Annotated in this window: 13 protein-coding genes; 8 read left to right on the top strand and 5 right to left on the bottom strand. The window is 72.1% G+C overall.

Annotated features, from left to right (window positions below; translation table 11 throughout):
* Window positions 1-101 precede the first annotated feature (101 nt).
* On the bottom strand, window positions 102-2,093 hold the full coding sequence (locus LBW94_RS35010; protein WP_225062081.1) for a TPM domain-containing protein: 1,992 nt from the start codon (window positions 2,091-2,093) through the stop codon (window positions 102-104).
* Window positions 2,094-2,259: 166 nt separating this feature from the next.
* On the opposite strand from LBW94_RS35010, the gene LBW94_RS35015 reads away from it, so the two are divergent.
* The 4 genes from LBW94_RS35015 (at window position 2,260) to dnaG (ending at window position 7,045) form a co-directional block, all read left to right on the top strand.
* The gene (locus LBW94_RS35015; RefSeq protein WP_225062080.1) at window positions 2,260-2,925 is read left to right on the top strand and encodes an MBL fold metallo-hydrolase; all 666 of its coding nucleotides are present in this window, start codon (window positions 2,260-2,262) and stop codon (window positions 2,923-2,925) included.
* A 65-nt stretch (window positions 2,926-2,990) separates the two neighbouring features.
* Window positions 2,991-3,683: a YdcF family protein gene (locus tag LBW94_RS35020; protein ID WP_416277016.1), complete on the top strand. Its 693-nt coding sequence runs from the start codon at window positions 2,991-2,993 to the stop codon at window positions 3,681-3,683.
* Between the two features lie 128 nt (window positions 3,684-3,811).
* Window positions 3,812-5,068 (top strand): deoxyguanosinetriphosphate triphosphohydrolase, encoded by a 1,257-nt coding sequence (locus tag LBW94_RS35025; RefSeq protein ID WP_225062079.1) that lies wholly within the window; start codon window positions 3,812-3,814, stop codon window positions 5,066-5,068.
* Window positions 5,069-5,122: 54 nt separating this feature from the next.
* Entirely contained in the window at window positions 5,123-7,045 is a 1,923-nt protein-coding gene (gene dnaG / locus LBW94_RS35030) for a DNA primase (RefSeq protein WP_225062078.1), read from the top strand.
* Between the two features lie 22 nt (window positions 7,046-7,067).
* On the opposite strand, the gene LBW94_RS35035 is transcribed toward dnaG, so the two are convergent.
* A complete protein-coding gene (locus LBW94_RS35035; RefSeq protein WP_225062099.1) occupies window positions 7,068-7,313 on the bottom strand; it encodes a hypothetical protein in 246 nt (81 codons plus the stop codon).
* Window positions 7,314-7,794: 481 nt separating this feature from the next.
* Between LBW94_RS35035 and LBW94_RS35040 the strand changes: the two genes are divergently transcribed.
* Complete coding sequence (locus LBW94_RS35040; RefSeq protein WP_225062077.1) at window positions 7,795-8,541, top strand: FadR/GntR family transcriptional regulator; 747 nt, start codon at window positions 7,795-7,797, stop codon at window positions 8,539-8,541.
* Window positions 8,542-8,626: 85 nt separating this feature from the next.
* On the opposite strand, the gene LBW94_RS35045 is transcribed toward LBW94_RS35040, so the two are convergent.
* Complete coding sequence (locus LBW94_RS35045; RefSeq protein WP_225062098.1) at window positions 8,627-9,514, bottom strand: sigma-70 family RNA polymerase sigma factor; 888 nt, start codon at window positions 9,512-9,514, stop codon at window positions 8,627-8,629.
* A gap of 29 nt (window positions 9,515-9,543) precedes the next feature.
* Between LBW94_RS35045 and LBW94_RS35050 the strand changes: the two genes are divergently transcribed.
* Window positions 9,544-9,954, top strand: coding sequence for a DoxX family protein (locus LBW94_RS35050; protein ID WP_225062076.1), 411 nt, complete (start codon window positions 9,544-9,546; stop codon window positions 9,952-9,954).
* 21 nt (window positions 9,955-9,975) lie between these two features.
* Here LBW94_RS35050 and LBW94_RS35055 read toward each other — a convergent pair whose 3' ends face one another.
* A complete protein-coding gene (locus LBW94_RS35055) occupies window positions 9,976-10,980 on the bottom strand; it encodes a zinc-dependent alcohol dehydrogenase family protein (protein ID WP_255635206.1) in 1,005 nt (334 codons plus the stop codon).
* A gap of 398 nt (window positions 10,981-11,378) precedes the next feature.
* Between LBW94_RS35055 and LBW94_RS35060 the strand changes: the two genes are divergently transcribed.
* Both LBW94_RS35060 and LBW94_RS35065 read left to right on the top strand, forming a co-directional pair.
* Entirely contained in the window at window positions 11,379-13,622 is a 2,244-nt protein-coding gene (locus tag LBW94_RS35060; protein WP_225062074.1) for an acyltransferase family protein, read from the top strand.
* Window positions 13,623-13,667: 45 nt separating this feature from the next.
* Entirely contained in the window at window positions 13,668-14,426 is a 759-nt protein-coding gene (locus LBW94_RS35065) for a nucleotidyltransferase domain-containing protein (RefSeq protein WP_225062073.1), read from the top strand.
* Here the strand turns inward: LBW94_RS35065 and LBW94_RS35070 are convergent.
* On the bottom strand, window positions 14,323-15,099 hold the full coding sequence (locus LBW94_RS35070) for a GNAT family N-acetyltransferase (protein ID WP_225062072.1): 777 nt from the start codon (window positions 15,097-15,099) through the stop codon (window positions 14,323-14,325). The genes LBW94_RS35065 and LBW94_RS35070 overlap by 104 nt on opposite strands.
* Window positions 15,100-15,122 lie beyond the last annotated feature (23 nt).

The following is a 15,122-nucleotide window of genomic DNA, read 5'->3' on the forward strand; positions in this document are numbered from 1 at the left end:
TCACCTCCGGCCGCGGCCGACGAGGCCGGGCGCCGCGCGGTACGCCACGGCTCACGGCCGTCCGGCGGACCGGCCTCCTCGAGTGCGCCGGCCGGTGTGGCTCAGAACCGTCCCCCGCGGCTGATCCGTCGCGACCCGTCCGACCCGCCGTACGAACCCGGCCCCCAGGAGCCGGGATTCATCGGCCCGCCGCCGCGCGGGCCGGAGAAGCCGCCGCGCAGCATGCTGTCGATCAGGATGCCGCCGAGGACCGCGCCGGTCTGCGACGAGGTCGAAACCGGTTGCCGCGCCTGCCATTCCCGCACGCTGGCCTGCGCCGTCCGCAGGGCGCGGGCGGCCAGTTCGGCGGCCTGCTGGGCGCCGGCCAGGGCCTGCGCGGGATCGGTGGATGCGAGTTGCCGGGCCCGGTCCAGGGCGCGTTCGGCCTCGGCGAGGCGGGTGCGCGGGGTGGCGTCGACACCGCCGCGGCGGGTGCCGATGTAGTCGGCGGCCGTGCGCACCTGGGTGACGGCCGCGGTCATCGCCTGATCGAGGCGGCGCTGCAACTGTTCGGCGGCGAGTTTGCGGTCCGAGGCCGCGGCAATGGCGTGCTCGAGCGCGGTGTCCGCGGTCACGGCGTCGTGGAAGACGCCCAGGGGGTTGCTGGCGCCGTCGGCCGCGGCGGCGGCCAGCGCGGCACGGGCCGCGGTGACCGCCGTGGTCAGATCCGGACCGCCGTGCGGGGACAGCCCGGTCGCGGTGTCGATATCGTGCCGCAGTTCGGCCAGCAGCGCGGGCAGTCCGGCCCGAGCCTGTTCGATATCGGTGGCGGCGGTGTCGACGGCGTCCAGCAGGGTGCGCGCGGCGGTGACCGCCGATTCGGCGCCGCGGATCGCCGCCACCGCGGCGCCCTGCTGCCCGACCGGCCGCGCGACCGCCGTCCGGCCCGCGCCGATACTGGTCTCGGCGAAGTCGATGCGCTCCCGGGCCATCGCGACGTTGTCCCGGATCGGGGCCAGCGCGGCCGCCGGTTGCTCCCGGGTCAGCTGGGCGAGGGTGCGCTCCGAGACCGGCAGCCGGGCGGTCAGATCGACCAGCGACTGCGTCAGCGCGTCCAGCCGGCCCGGCGCGTCGATCAGCAGGTTGCGCATGGCGTCGAACTCGGTGACCTTGGTGTCGAGCTCGCGATCGGCGCGGGCGCAGGTGGAGATCAGCTCCACCAGCAGGTCGCGCCGCTGGTCCGGGGTCTCCGGAATATCGTCGTCGAGCCGCTGACGGATGGAGAATGCCTGCGCCAGAGCACGTTTCGCCGATTCCAGGGCGGCGGCGAAGGGGGCGGTGGCGGTGCCGCCGAATTCGTCGGCGGCCAGCCGCAATTCCTCGGCGCTGGTGCGCAGGGCGTCGTCGGTGTCGACCAGGATCTCGCGGGACCGGTCGTCGAGCAGATCCGGGCGCAGCGCGGCCAGGGCAGTGGTGTCGGTGGGATCGACCGCGCGGGCGGCGGCGCGCACGGCCCGCTCCCGGGCGGTCCGCCGCCGCCGCGCGAACAGCAGCACCCCGCCGACCCCGAGCACCGCGACCGCCGCCACGATCAGCACCGGGGCCGCCCCGACCCGATGGGTCGCGGGCCCGGCCATCGCCGCGGACAGCCCGTCGGCGGTGGCGACCGCGGCCTCGGCCCACTGCCCGTCGCGCAGCCGCGGTTCCACCCGATCCCGCAGCAGCGCATCCAGTTCCGATTCCCGCACCGACTGCGGCAACCGGCCGGTGAACGCGTAGGAGTGGTCGCCGACGGCCACCGACAGCAGCACATCGCGCGGGCCGAAACCGGAGGCGGTCGCGGTCCGCGCCCCCCAGTCCGCCGGCTCCAGCCCGGCGAAGTCGTGCACGAAACTCACCCACAGCCGTTCCCGGTGCGCGCCGTAGAGCGAGTCGACCGCGGACCGGACCCGGTCGCGCTGCCCGCCGTCGAGTACCTGCGCGCTGTCGGTGACGTAGTCCGGCAGCCGGACCGGATCCTCCGCGCCCGCCGCGCCCGGGAGACACAGCACGATCACGAGGATTCCGAGCACGGTCAACAGGGACCGGAGGCGATGAACCGGCGGCTGCGGCATGGCACGAATGTATCCGTCCGGACCTGGTGAGCGCGGAGTTCGTGCCCGTGTCGATGCCGGTGACTAGGATCTACCGCGTGATCACGAGGGTTCCGGCCGGCCTCGCCGGTAGCCGCCGCCACTCGTCACGGTTCACCGCTCGTCCCGATTCTCCGAGGAGTACCGCATGTCCGAGTACACCGGCACCGTGACCGTCGGCGGTCCGGCCGACGTCCGCGAATTGCCCGCGCTCACCCTCACCAAGGTGGCCGTGGGCCCGTTCGACAACAATGCATATCTGTTGCGGTGCAAGCACACCGGCAAACAACTGCTGGTCGACGCCGCCAACGAGCCCGAGACCCTGCTGGGACTGGCGGGCGGGCAGCTCGACGCGATCGTGACGACCCACCAGCACGGCGATCACTGGCAGGCGTTGCAGCCGGTCGTCGCGGCCACCGGTGCGACCACCTACGCGGGTGAGTTCGACGCCGACGACATCCCGGTGCCCACCGCCGTGCGGGTCGCCGACGGCGAGGTGATCCGGGTCGGTGACATCGAGCTCACCGCCATCCACCTGGTCGGACACACGCCCGGTTCGATCGCGCTGCTGTATCGCGACGACGCCGATCCGGCCGGAATCACACATCTGCTCACCGGTGACTGCCTGTTCCCCGGCGGCGTCGGCAACACCCGGAAGGATCCGGAGCGGTTCGCCACGCTGTACGAGGGTGTGGTGACGAAGCTGTTCGACCGGCTGCCCGACGACACCTGGGTGTACCCGGGCCACGGCAAGGACACCACGCTGGGCGCCGAGCGGCCGCATCTTTCCGAATGGCAGCAACGGGGTTGGTGAAATACGGCCGGGACCGGCCACCGGCCCGCAACCGTCGCGTGACCGGCCGTCGGCAGACTGGGGGCATGTCCTGGGCCTCCTCGCGCACCGCCACCGATCCCGATCCGGAGGCCGGGTCGCGGCCGCGCGGGCGGGCTTTCGCACGCTGGGTCGGCCGCCTGGTGTCCGGTGCGGTCCTGATGGTCGTCGTGCTGGTGGTCGGCACCGCCGGGCGGGTCTGGCAGGTGGCGCGGATCATCGACGAGGACCACGCCGACGCCATCGTGATCCTCGGCGCGGCGCAGTACGACGGCACCCCCTCCTCGGTGTTCCAGGCCCGGCTCGACCAGGGGTCCGAGCTGTTCGCCAAAGGCGTTGCGCCGCTGATCATCACCGTCGGCGGCAAGCGGGTCGGCGACAACTACACCGAGGCCGCCGCGGGCCGGGCCTACCTGCACGACGCGGGGGTGCCGGAGAACCGGATCGTGGCGGTGCAGACCGGTTCCGACACCCTGCAGAGCATCGAGGCGGTGGCCGCCGAGATGAAGGCCCGCGACCTGTCGTCGGCGGTGCTGGTCAGCGACCCCTGGCATTCGCTGCGCACCCGTACCATGGCCCGGGACGCGGGACTGCACGTGTGGACCGCGCCGACCCGCACCGGCCCGGCCGTGTACACCCGGGAATCGCAGTTCCACGGCATCGTCCGGGAGACCGGCGCGCTGCTGTGGTACCAGCTGACCCACTTCTCCGCCGACTTCAAATACACCGCCGTGCAATGAGAATGCCGGTGCGACGACCATTGCGCCGAACGACCGCGCTCCCGAGACCGCGTGACAACGACTGTGCGACAACGACTGTGAGAAGACGATCCTGATGAGCAGAAGGCGATGACCCGGACGGCGACCCGATGACCGGCTACCACGCGGCGGATCGGGACCGGATGGTGCCCGAATCGGCGAAGACCGCCGGGCTGAGCTGGTCCTCCACCCCCGCCCGGCGCAGCCCCTTCGCCCGGGATCGCGCCCGGGTGCTGCATTCCGCGGCGCTGCGCCGGCTGGCCGACAAGACCCAGGTGATGGGCCCGCGCGAGGGCGACACCCCGCGCACCCGCCTCACCCATTCGCTGGAGGTTGCGCAGATCGGCCGCAGCATCGCCGACGGCCTGGGCTGTGATCCGGATCTGGTGGATCTGGCCGGGCTCGCCCACGACATCGGGCATCCGCCCTACGGTCACAACGGCGAACGCGCGCTGGACCTGTTCGCCGACGAGTACGGCGGTTTCGAGGGCAACGCGCAGAACCTGCGCATCCTCACCCGGCTGGAGCCCAAGGTGTTCGGCCCGCAGCCGGACGGTCCGGAGAGCTTCGGGCTCAACCTGACCCGGGCCGCCCTCGACGCGACCGTCAAATATCCGTGGGCGCGCGCGGGCAGTGGCACCAAATTCGGCGCCTACGACGCGGACCTGGCGCGGCTGGAATGGGTGCGCAAGGGCGCCCCGGAACGCCGGCAGTCGCTGGAATCCCAGGTGATGGACTGGTCCGACGACGTGGCCTACTCCGTGCACGATCTGGAGGACGGCGTCATCGCCGGGCGCATCGACCTGCGCGCGCTGGCCGATCCGGCCGAACAGGCCGCCCTCGCCGCGCTCGGTCATCAGCGGCATCCGGCGCTGTCGGCGGACGAACTGATCGCCGCGTGCCGGCGGCTGTCCGGGCTGCCGGTGATCGCCGCGGCCACCGGCTACGACGGCACGCTGCGCGCCTCGGTGGCGCTGAAACGGCTGACCAGCGAGCTGGTGGGCCGGTTCGCCACCGCCGCGGTGGAGGCCACCCGGGAGGTGTTCGGCGGGCGGAAGCTGACCCGCTACGCCGCCGATCTGGAGGTGCCGCGGCTGGTCGCCGCCGAGGTGGCGATGCTGAAGACGGTCGCGCTGCGCTACGTGTTGTCCGATCCGGTGCACCGGCGCCGGCAGGCGGGCCAGCGCGAATGCGTGCTGCTGGTGGCCGACCGGCTGCTGACCGGCGCCCCGGGCACCCTGGACCGGGTGTTGTTGCCGTGGTGGGAGGCCGCCGCGGACGAGGCCGAACGGGTGCGGGTGATCGTCGACCAGATCGCCTCCTACACCGAGAGCCGGCTGGAACGGGTGGCCGCCGGCGCCGGGTGATCCCGGGGCGCGGCCGGGGGACCGGGAGCCGGGCGCGCGGTAGACTCGCACACCGTGGCCGGACGACTCCCTGATCGCGACATCGCGGCAATTCGTGAACGCGTGCGCATCGAGGATGTCGTGGGCGAATATGTGGCGCTCAAGCGCGCCGGCGCCGATTCGAGCAAGGGCCTGTGCCCGTTCCACGACGAGAAGTCGCCGTCGTTCCACGTGCGGCCGAATCACGGCGTGTTCCACTGCTTCGGCTGCGGCGAGGGCGGTGACGTGTTCGCCTTCCTCCAGAAGCTGGAGCACATCGGCTTCGTCGAGGCCGTCGAGCAGATGGCCGACCGCATCGGCTACCAGATCAACTACGAGGGCGGCGGCACCTCGGTGCAGCGCGACCGCGGCACCCGGTCCCGCCTGGTCGCGGCCAACGCCGCCGCGTACGAGTTCTACGCCGCGCAGCTGAACGAGCCGGAGGCCGCCGCGGCCCGGAAATACCTGACCGACCGCAACTTCGACGGCGACGCGGCCCGCGCGTTCGGCTGCGGTTTCGCCCCCGGCGGCTGGGACTCGCTCACGAAACACTTGCTGCGCAAGGGTTTCGACATCAAGGAGCTGGAGGCGGCCGGGCTGTCCAAGCCGGGGCGGCACGGCCCGATCGACCGGTTCCACCGGCGGTTGCTGTGGCCGATCCGCAATCTCGGCGGCGAGGTGATCGGCTTCGGCGCGCGCCGGTTGTTCGACGACGACCAGATGACCGCGAAGTACATCAACACCTCGGAAACGGTGCTGTACAAGAAGTCTCAGGTGTTGTTCGGCCTGGACCTGGCCAAGCGCGAGATCGCCAAGGGGCATCAGGCGGTGGTGGTCGAGGGCTACACCGATGTGATGGCCATGCATCTGGCCGGGGTGAAGACCGCGGTCGCGTCCTGCGGCACCGCCTTCGGCGACGAACATCTCGCGGTGCTGCGCCGGTTGCTCTTGGACGACAACTTCTGGCGCGGCGAGATCATCTACACCTTCGACGGTGATCAGGCCGGACAGGCCGCGGCGCTGAAGGCGTTCTCCGGCGACCAGAAACTGGCCGGGCAGACCTATATCGCGGTGGCCCCCGACGGCCAGGACCCGTGCGATCTGCGGCAGCGCTCCGGCGACGGCGCCGTGCGGGATCTGGTGGCGCGACGGGTTCCGTTGTACGAGTTCGTGATTCGCGGCCTGCTCGCCGAACACGACCTGGACGCCCCGGAAGGCCAGGTGGAGGCGCTGCGCCGGGCGGTGCCGGTGGTGTCGCAGATCAAGGATTTCGCGCTGCGCAAAGCGTACGCGACCAAACTCGCGGGCTGGGTCGGCTGGGACGACATCCAGCAGGTGGTGCGCCGGGTGGGTGACGAGGCCCGCCGCCAGCGCTCCGGTGACGATCGCACCCCGGCGGGCCGTGGCGCCGCCGCGCGCGGCTCGGCCACCGTGTCCGAACATCCCGCCGCCCGGCCGAGCCCGGCGGATCCGGCGCTGTTGCCGCAGCGGCAATCCTTGGCCGCCGCCTTGCAGTACCCGGCGCTGTCCGGCCCGATGTTCGATGCGGTCGACGCGGAGGCGTTCACCCACCCGGCCTATGTGGCGGTGCGGACCGCGATCGTCGCGGCCGGCGGCACCTCTGCCGGACTCGGCGGCGCGGAATGGGTCTCCCGGGTGGCCGACAACACCGAGGACCTCACGCTGCAAGCGCTGGTCCACGAACTGTCCGCGGAGCCGTTGCCGGTCAAGTCGATCGACGACATCCAGCGCTTCGTCATCGGCGTGATCGCCCGCACCCAGGAGGCGTGGGTCGGCCGTCAGGTCGCGGAGCTGAAGTCGAAGCTCCAGCGCATCTCCTCCACCGAGGAGTCCGAGGCGTACATATCCCTGTTCGGCGACGTGGTGGCGCTGGAGCAGTACCGCAAGAGCCTGCGCGATCAGGCGATGGGCAATTCCACCGGCTCGGCGGTCGGCTGAGCCGGGCTCACGTCCGCGCGGTCTAGCGCCGCAACTGGTTGTGGGGGACCAGGATCGTGGTGTGCTCGTCGATCGGGACCAGCGGTTCCAGTTGGGGCCGGGTGCTGAGCTTGTCCGACAGTTTCTGGCGGCCGACCCGGACCAGTGCGCGGGTGGCGGGGCTGCCGGTGATCGCGCGAGCGGTCTTGCTGATCTGCTCGTACCGCGCCCGCCCGGCCTTGGTGCCGAGCACGTAGCCGGCTGCGATGCCGATGATCAACCGCAGCATGTCGTCGGTCTCCTCCCAGTCACTGTCCGCGGCGTCCATCCTGCCCGACACCCGGTCCGCCTGTCGATTCGAGGTCCACCTTGCCAGAAAGGTCCGACACTGCCGCTCGGTCCGGCGCGACGCGCGCCCCGGCTGTGACCGCCGCGGGTGTCCCGCGGCGCTCCGGCCCGTGCGCCACGAGAATCTTTGCGCCGCAGCACGTTCTGGAACTCGCCGGATGTCTGCTCGAATCCTCCCGCCGCCGGGACGGCATCGCCGGTGGTGCCGAGAGTATGACGGCTGCAACGATATTCGTGACCCGGTGGCCGCGCGCGAACAGTGTCGAGGGGTGGTGGGACGGTCCGGTCCGGCGGCCCCGCGCTGCCGTTCGGGCGGCACAGAAGCCTGTGCGCCGGGCCCGGCTCGGCGTGCGAACCGACCGGGGAGCGGCAGGGGACGGAACGGACGAGCCCGCAACGACCACCCGGCTAGACTCGCGGCTGTGGAAAGGTCGGTCGGCGAACGGGTTTCGGGTGCCCGCGCGAATCAGCGCGCGCTGCGCGAGGCGGTCAAGGGGCTCATCGTCGCGCGCGGCCTCGGGCCGGGAGCGTCGCTGCCGACCGAATCGGAGCTGATGAAGGAGCTCGGCGTCTCGCGGCACCCGCTGCGGGAGGCGATGAAGGCGCTCGAGGCGGTGGGCATCGTCGACATCCGGCACGGATACGGCACCTACGTCGGCGCCGGGCCGCTGTCCGGGCTGGAGGCGGGCCTGGCGTTCCACGGCGCGCTGTCGGTGCGCGGCGACTACACCGATATCCGGAACCTGTTCGAAGTGCGCGAGGTGCTGGAGGCCGGGCTGGTCTCCCGCGTGCTGGCCGCTCGCGACCGGCTCGACCTGGCTGCCCTGACCGACGCGGTCACCGCGATGGAGGAGGCCGCGCAGCGCGGCGATCCTGCGCCGGACCAGGACTGGCGTTTCCATGAGGCCCTCTACCGGCCGCTCGGCAACGAGCTGATACTCGATTTGATCCAGGTGTTCTGGCGGGTGTTCGCCGAACTCGACCCCGCACTGACCGGTCCGGCCGCCGCCCCCGAGACGATCGCCCGCCGGCACCGCGCCATTCTCGACGCCGTGCGCGCGGGCGACGAACCCGCCCTGCGCCTCGCGACCGATGAGCATTTCCGAGGCATCCGCGAGCGGCTGGCCGTACAGCCGGCGGCCGTCGACCGGGCGCCGAACGGAGGGTGAGCACCCGGTCCCGGATCGGCGGCCCGCCCGGTCGGCCGGGAGGTGACAGCCGAATACGCGTCACAAGCGGATATTCGGCCCCCGGTCACGGCTGCGGTAGCGCGCCCGGGAACAGGGCCGGTTCCAGGACCCGCAGCCGGTTCGGGTCCGCGATCACCTCGATACCGGTGATCACCGCGGCGGGAATCGTGAACAGCATCACCGAGAACGGCCCGGCGGACCCGGCGACCAGGGCGGCGGGAGCGCCGTCGGCGAGGATCGGCTCCGCGTAGGCCGACAGGCGCGCGAAGGTCACCGCCTGCCGGGCCGCGATATCCGCGCCACGCAGCCGGACCGGCGTCCGGGTGGGGGAGGCGGCGCCGTCGGCGGCGATCGCGACCTCGGGGTCCAGCAGCGCCAGCAGCGTGTCGAGATCGCCGGAGCGGGCCGCGTCGAGGAACGCCGCGACGATCCGGCGCTGCGCGGCCGTCTGCGGGCGCTCGCCCTCCGGCCCGCCGGTGACCCGTCGCCGCGCGCGACCGGCCAGCAGCCGGGCCGCGTTCGGCGATCGATCCAGGATGGTCGCGATGTCCTCGAACGGCACCGCGAACAGATCGTGCAGCACGAAGGCGACCCGCTCGGCCGGGGTCAGCCGGTCCAGCACCACCAGCAGCGCCCGCCCGGCCGACTCGGTGAGCACCGCGCCCTCCTCGGGCCCGGCCACCGGATCGGCGAGCCGCTCCGGCAGGTGCGCGCCCAGCGGGTGCTCGCGCCGCCCCGAGCGGCTGCGCAGCATGTCCAGGCAGATGTGGGACAGCGCGGTGGTCAGCCAGCCGCCCGGATTGTCGATGCCCGCGGCGCCGGTGCGATGCCAGCGCAACCAGGTCTCCTGCACCGCGTCCTCGGCGTCGGCGGCGGAGCCGAGCATCCGGTGTGCCACCGCCCGCAGCCTGGTCCGGTGCCGCTCGAAATTCTCGGTCGCGTCCACCGACATATCTTGCGCCGCCCGTCCGTCATCCAAGCATGAACACCCCGACTCGGCCGTTGCCGCGCATCCGGTGGCGCGGCCTCGCCTACTGGATCGCGACCGTCGCGGTCTCCGCCGAACTCGCCGTCGGCGGGATCTGGGACATCGCCCGCATCACCTACGTCCGCGACATCGTCACCGGCCTCGGCTACCCCACGTATTTCCTGGTGCTGCTCGGCGTGTGGAAGGTGCTCGGCGCGGCCGCACTGCTCGCCCCGCGTTTCCCCCTGGTCAAAGAATGGGCCTACGCGGGCACCCTCTTCGTCTACACCGGCGCCCTGGCCTCGCACCTGACCACCGGCTACGGCCGCGCCGAGATCCCGGTCCTGACCGTCATGACCCTGCTGACCGTGGCCTCGTGGGCACTGCGCCCGCCAGCCCGCCGGATGGGGTGGTCAGGTTCGTGACCTGGCGCAAGCTTCGGTTTTTCATGGTTGCAGCATGACCTTGATGGCTCGGCGCTCGTCCATTGCCCGGTATGCCTCGGCGACCTCGCTCAGCGGTAGTGTCCGGTCGAAGACCTTGCCGGGGGTCATGTGGCCCGCCAGCACGCGGTCGATCATGTCGGGCAGGAATCGCCGCACCGGGGCCGGACCGCCGCGCAGGCCGACCATCGACGTGAACAGATCACCGCCGTCGATCTCCACGCCGTGCGGGAGGCCGACGAAACCGACGGTACCGCCGGGCCGGGTGGCACGGCGGGCCTGGTCGGAGGACTCGGCGGTGCCGACGCATTCCAGCACCGAATCCACGCCGACGCCGTCGGTGAGGTCGTGGATCCGCGCGACACCCTCGTCGCCGCGCTCGGTGACCAGGTCGGTGGCGCCGAAGTCCAGGGCGAGCTTCTGCCGGTCCTGATGGCGGCTCATCGCGATCACGCGTTCGGCGCCGAGTTCCTTCGCGGCCAGGACGCCGCACAGACCGACCGCGCCGTCGCCGACGACCGCGACCGTGACGCCCGGTTTCACCTGCGCGGCCACCGCCGCGAACCAGCCGGTGCCCATCACGTCCGACAGCGTGAGCAGGCTCGGGATCAGCGCCGGGTCCGGATCGCCCGGCACCGCGACCAGGGTGCCGTCGGCCAGTGGGATGCGGATGTACTCGGCCTGGCAGGTGGTCATGAACTCGCCCCGCACGCAGGCCGTCTGGAAGCCGTAGCGGCAGTGCGGGCAGGTGTTGTCCGAGGTGGCGAAGGAACCGATCACCAGCTGACCCGGCCGCACGTGGGTCACGTCGCGGCCGACCTCCTCCACCACGCCGATGTACTCGTGGCCCATGGGATGCGGTTCCGCGGTCGGGTTGATGCCCCGGTAGGCCCACAGATCCGAGCCGCAGACGCAGGTGGCGACGGTGCGGACGATCGCGTCGGCCGGCTCGGTGATCCGCGGGTCGGGCCGCTGTTCGAACCGGATGTCGCCGGGGGCGTGGATCATGGTTGCGTGCACGGATCGTCCTCCTCGCTCGATGGGCGGCCGGTTGCCGCCCGCACACGGTGGAACCGGTGGCGCGCGGCCCGCGAGCAAGGGTCGACGACGTATCGCGGGGTACGCGCCGGGGCCGGTGGTGGTCCGGCCGGGTATTCTCCGATTCCATGGTGACCGGTGCGACCGGGCATCGACAACGCTCGTGACCGCGCCGAGATCATCTCGGCCACATCGTGACTTCCGTTGTGGCACAGGGTTTTCGGCGGCACGGTGGCGGTGGCGGACGCCGATGGTGATTTGCCTCGCAGCCGAGGCTTGCGGCATTTTGGCTATCGGAGCCGTTGATCGACCTCGATCGGCGTGGGTATCCCGGGATCGGGTGTAGAGGACATATCAGGAGTGCGCGTGTGAACAATCCCCTGGCGATCGCGAAGCGGAAGGCGGCGTCGACCACGCCGGGCCCGGCTGCTCCGGACGCCCGTCGCGGCGACCTCGACGGGCTGCGTGGGCTGGCGATCGCCCTGGTGGTGGTGTTCCACATCTGGTTGCGCCGGGTGTCCGGCGGCGTCGACGTGTTCCTGGTGCTGTCCGGGTACTTCTTCACCGGCCTGCTGCTGCGGCAGGCCGACCGGAGCGGGGCCGTCGCGGTACTGCCGGTGGTGCGGCGCACGGTGCGACGGCTGGTGCCGGCGCTGGTCGTGGTGCTCGCGGCGGTGCTGGTGGCGACGGTCCTGCTGCGGCCGTACACGCAGTGGTCGGATATCGCCGGTCAGACCCTGGCGTCGCTGTTCTACTACCAGAACTGGCGGCTGGCCTGGACCTGGTCGGACTATCTGGCCGCCGACCCCTCGGTCAGCCCGTTGCAGCATCTCTGGTCGATGTCGGTGCAGGGCCAGTTCTATCTGGCCGCGCTGCTGGTCGTGGCGGCGGTGGTGTGGGCCTGCCGGGCGCCGCGGGTCCGGCCGGTGCTGGCGGTGCTGGTGACGGCCGCGGCTGCCGTCTCGTTCTGGTACGCCTGGCGCGGCACGGCCCATCAGGGCTGGAATTACTACGACAGCGCCGCGCGCGCCTGGGAGTTGCTGGCCGGGGCCGGACTGGCGCTGGTGCCGCTCACCGCGGGCCGGAGGTCCGCCGTCCGCACCGCGGGCCGGAGGTCCGCCGTCCGCACCGCGGGCCGGGGGCTCGCTTTCCCAGCCCCGCTGCTACGCGGCCTGCGGGCCGGCGCAGCCGTGCTCGGCCTGGCCGGGGTGGTGGGCTGCGGCTGGCTGGTCACCGACGGTGTCCAGCACTTCCCCGGTCCGGTCGCGCTGCTGCCGGTGGGCGCGACCATGGTGCTGATCGTGGCCGGTTTCGGCGCGGGCCCGCGGCCGTGGCCGAGCCGGCTGCTGGCGGCCGCGCCGATGCGCCGCCTCGGTGACGTGGCCTATCCGCTGTACCTGTGGCACTGGCCCATCCTGATCGTGGTGCTGGCCGAGCGTGACCACCCGGCCGCGGACCTGGTGGACGGCCTGCTGGTGCTCGCCGCCTCCGCCGTGCTGGCCTGGGCGACCCATCGCTGGATCGAGCAGCCGCTGCGGACCGGGGCGGCCGTCACGACCGCCCCGGTCCCCTCGGCCGCGGCGGTGCTGACCGCCTGGCCGCCCGCGGACGATCGGTCGGTCGCGGACATCTGGCCGGTCGCCGAGGCCCGGCCGCGGCGCTATCCGCGGGTGGCCGGGGCCCTGGTCGGCGCGCTGGCGGTGGCGGTGATCGGGGTGGCCGGCGCCTGGCAGATCACCGTCGGCTGGATCTCGCCGCCGCATCCGCCCACCGGGCTGGATCCGATGGCGTATCCGGGAGCGGAGGCGCTGGTCTCCCGGGTCCAGGTGGCGCCGGCGCCGATGCGTCCGACGGTGCTGGAGGCCCCCGCCGAGGTGCCGCCGCCGACCGTGGACGGATGTATCGCCGACTGGAACACCCGCGACCTCATCACCTGTGTCTACGGTGACAAGGACGCGGACCGGACGCTGGCCCTGGTCGGCAGCTCCCATGCCGAACACTGGCTGCCGGCGTTGCAGATCCTCGCCGCGCAGCATCGGTTCCGCATCGTCACCTATCTGAAGATGGGTTGTCCGCTGACCCTCTCCGACGACGTCAGCTACAAGGGCGAGCCGAATCCGGACTGCCGGGACTGGTCCCGCGAGGCCATCGACCGGCTCGGCACCGACCGCCCGGACTGGGTGTTCACCACCGGCACCCGGCCGCGCGGCGATACCGGCGACGAGACTCCGCAGGACTATCTGGACGTGTGGTCGGCCCTGGCGGATCGCGGCCTGGACGTGGTCGCCGTGCGGGACACGCCGTGGTTGCGGCGCAACGGGGTGCGCTACAAGGCCGTCGACTGCCTGGCCCGCGGCGGTGGCGGTGACGACTGCGGCATCCGCCGCGCCGACGCGCTGGACCCGGTCAACCCCGCCCTGGAGCCCGCTTCCCGGTTTCCCACGGTCTTCCCGATCGACCTCACGAATGCGGTGTGCACGCCCGAGGTCTGTCCCGCGATCGCCGGGAACGTCCTCGTCTATCACGACGAGCATCACCTGACCGCCACCTACGCGCGCACGCTGGCGCCGGAGCTGGACCGGCAGCTGAAGCCGATTCTCGGCTGGTGGTGACGGCCGGTTGTCGGCGGGCCCCGACCGCATGGCACCATCACGGGCGTGGAACTCGATGTCCGGAAGATCGCGTATCGGCTTGTCTCCCACCGATTCCCGGAGGCGAGGGCGGCCTGGCTGGGCGGCAGTGCGGCGGCCGGCACCGGTACGGTGACGTCCGACCTGGACATCACGGTGCTACTGGCCGGTACGCCCGCGCCCTATCGGGAGTCGTTGAGCTACGGCGGCTGGCCGGTCGAACTGTTCGTGCAGACCGAGGAGTCGATCCGGTGGTTCTGCGCCGACGAGCGCCGGCGCGGCAAACCCACCACGCTGCGATTGATCGGTGACACAACGATTCTCGTCGACCGCGACGGCAGCGGCGCCCGGTTGCAGGCCGCCTGCGTGGCGGCGATCGGCGCCGGTCCCGATCCGGTGAGCGCCGAGGAGCTGGACGAGATGCGGTACCGGGTCACCGATCTGCTCGACGACCTGATCGGCGGCGCACCCGAACACGAGGATCTGCTGATCGCCGCCGAACTGTGGCGTGGCACTGCGGAATTGCTGCTGGCCGGCAACGGCCACTGGCGTGGCGGGGGCAAGTGGCTGCACCGGGAGGCGGTCGCGCACGATCTGGCGGCGGGCACCGACTACGCCGAGACCCTCGCCCGCGCAACGCGTTCGGTGGCGCAAGGGTCGGCGGAGCCGATGGTCGCGGTGGTCAGTGAGGTGCTGGAGTTGTTCGGGGGACCGCTGTTCGACGGTTATCGGATCGAGGGTCCGGAGCCTGTACGAAGGTCAGCTTCGAGCGCTTCCGCAGAGTGAATCCGAGTGTCCGGTAGAGGCTGATGGCCGTGGTGTTGTGGGCCACGGCGTGCAGGAACGGGGTGTCGCCGCGCTCGCGGATCACCGCGCCGACCGTGCGCACCAGCCGGCCGGCCAGGCCCCGGCCGCGGAATTCGGCGTCGGTGCAGACGGCGCTGATCTCGGTCCAGCCGCGCGGCCGCAGCCGTTCCCCGGCCATCGCGACCAGCCGGCCGTCCACCCGCAGGCCCAGGTAGCTGCCCATCTCGAGGGTGCGCGGTGTGAACGGGCCGGGTTCGGTGCGGGCGATGAGGTCGAGGATCTCCGGTACGTCGGCCGTGGTCAGCGCGATCACCTCCGGATCGGGGGCCACCCGCAGCGCGCTGCCGTCCATCTGCACGGAATCGATCTCACGCAACACCTCCCATCCCGGTGGCGGCACATGCCCGTAGCCGCGCAGCCCGGTGCCGCCGCCCGGTCCGAGCAGCGTGGCCAGATCGGCCCAGTCCTGGTTGTCCAACTGCGGCGGATGGCCGACGAACCGCGCGACCTCGGGGTCGTAGCGGCCGATGCGGCCCACCCACTGCGCGAACCGGCGGTGCTCGCCGCGCAGCGATTCCCGCACCGGATCGTCCAGCGGGTGCGCGGCGGCGCCGAGTTCGGCGGCCTCGAGGTCGAAGGTCTCGGCGGTCACGGGCACTCCTCTGCGACGATGTC

The sequence above is a fragment of the Nocardia sp. alder85J genome, assembly GCF_020176955.2.
Classification (GTDB): Bacteria; Actinomycetota; Actinomycetes; order Mycobacteriales; family Mycobacteriaceae; genus Nocardia.

Bases quoted from the DNA above. Each gene is read 5' to 3' on its own strand.
- LBW94_RS35045 (WP_225062098.1), bottom strand. From the start codon at position 9,514: ATGTCGGTGGACGCGACCGAGAATTTCGAGCGGCACCGGACCAGGCTG.
- LBW94_RS35015 (WP_225062080.1), top strand. From the start codon at position 2,260: ATGTCCGAGTACACCGGCACCGTGACCGTCGGCGGTCCGGCCGACGTC.
- LBW94_RS35035 (WP_225062099.1), bottom strand. From the start codon at position 7,313: ATGCTGCGGTTGATCATCGGCATCGCAGCCGGCTACGTGCTCGGCACC.
- LBW94_RS35055 (WP_255635206.1), bottom strand. From the start codon at position 10,980: ATGATCCACGCCCCCGGCGACATCCGGTTCGAACAGCGGCCCGACCCG.
- LBW94_RS35050 (WP_225062076.1), top strand. From the start codon at position 9,544: ATGAACACCCCGACTCGGCCGTTGCCGCGCATCCGGTGGCGCGGCCTC.
- LBW94_RS35020 (WP_416277016.1), top strand. From the start codon at position 2,991: ATGTCCTGGGCCTCCTCGCGCACCGCCACCGATCCCGATCCGGAGGCC.
- LBW94_RS35025 (WP_225062079.1), top strand. From the start codon at position 3,812: ATGACCGGCTACCACGCGGCGGATCGGGACCGGATGGTGCCCGAATCG.
- LBW94_RS35010 (WP_225062081.1), bottom strand. From the start codon at position 2,093: ATGCCGCAGCCGCCGGTTCATCGCCTCCGGTCCCTGTTGACCGTGCTC.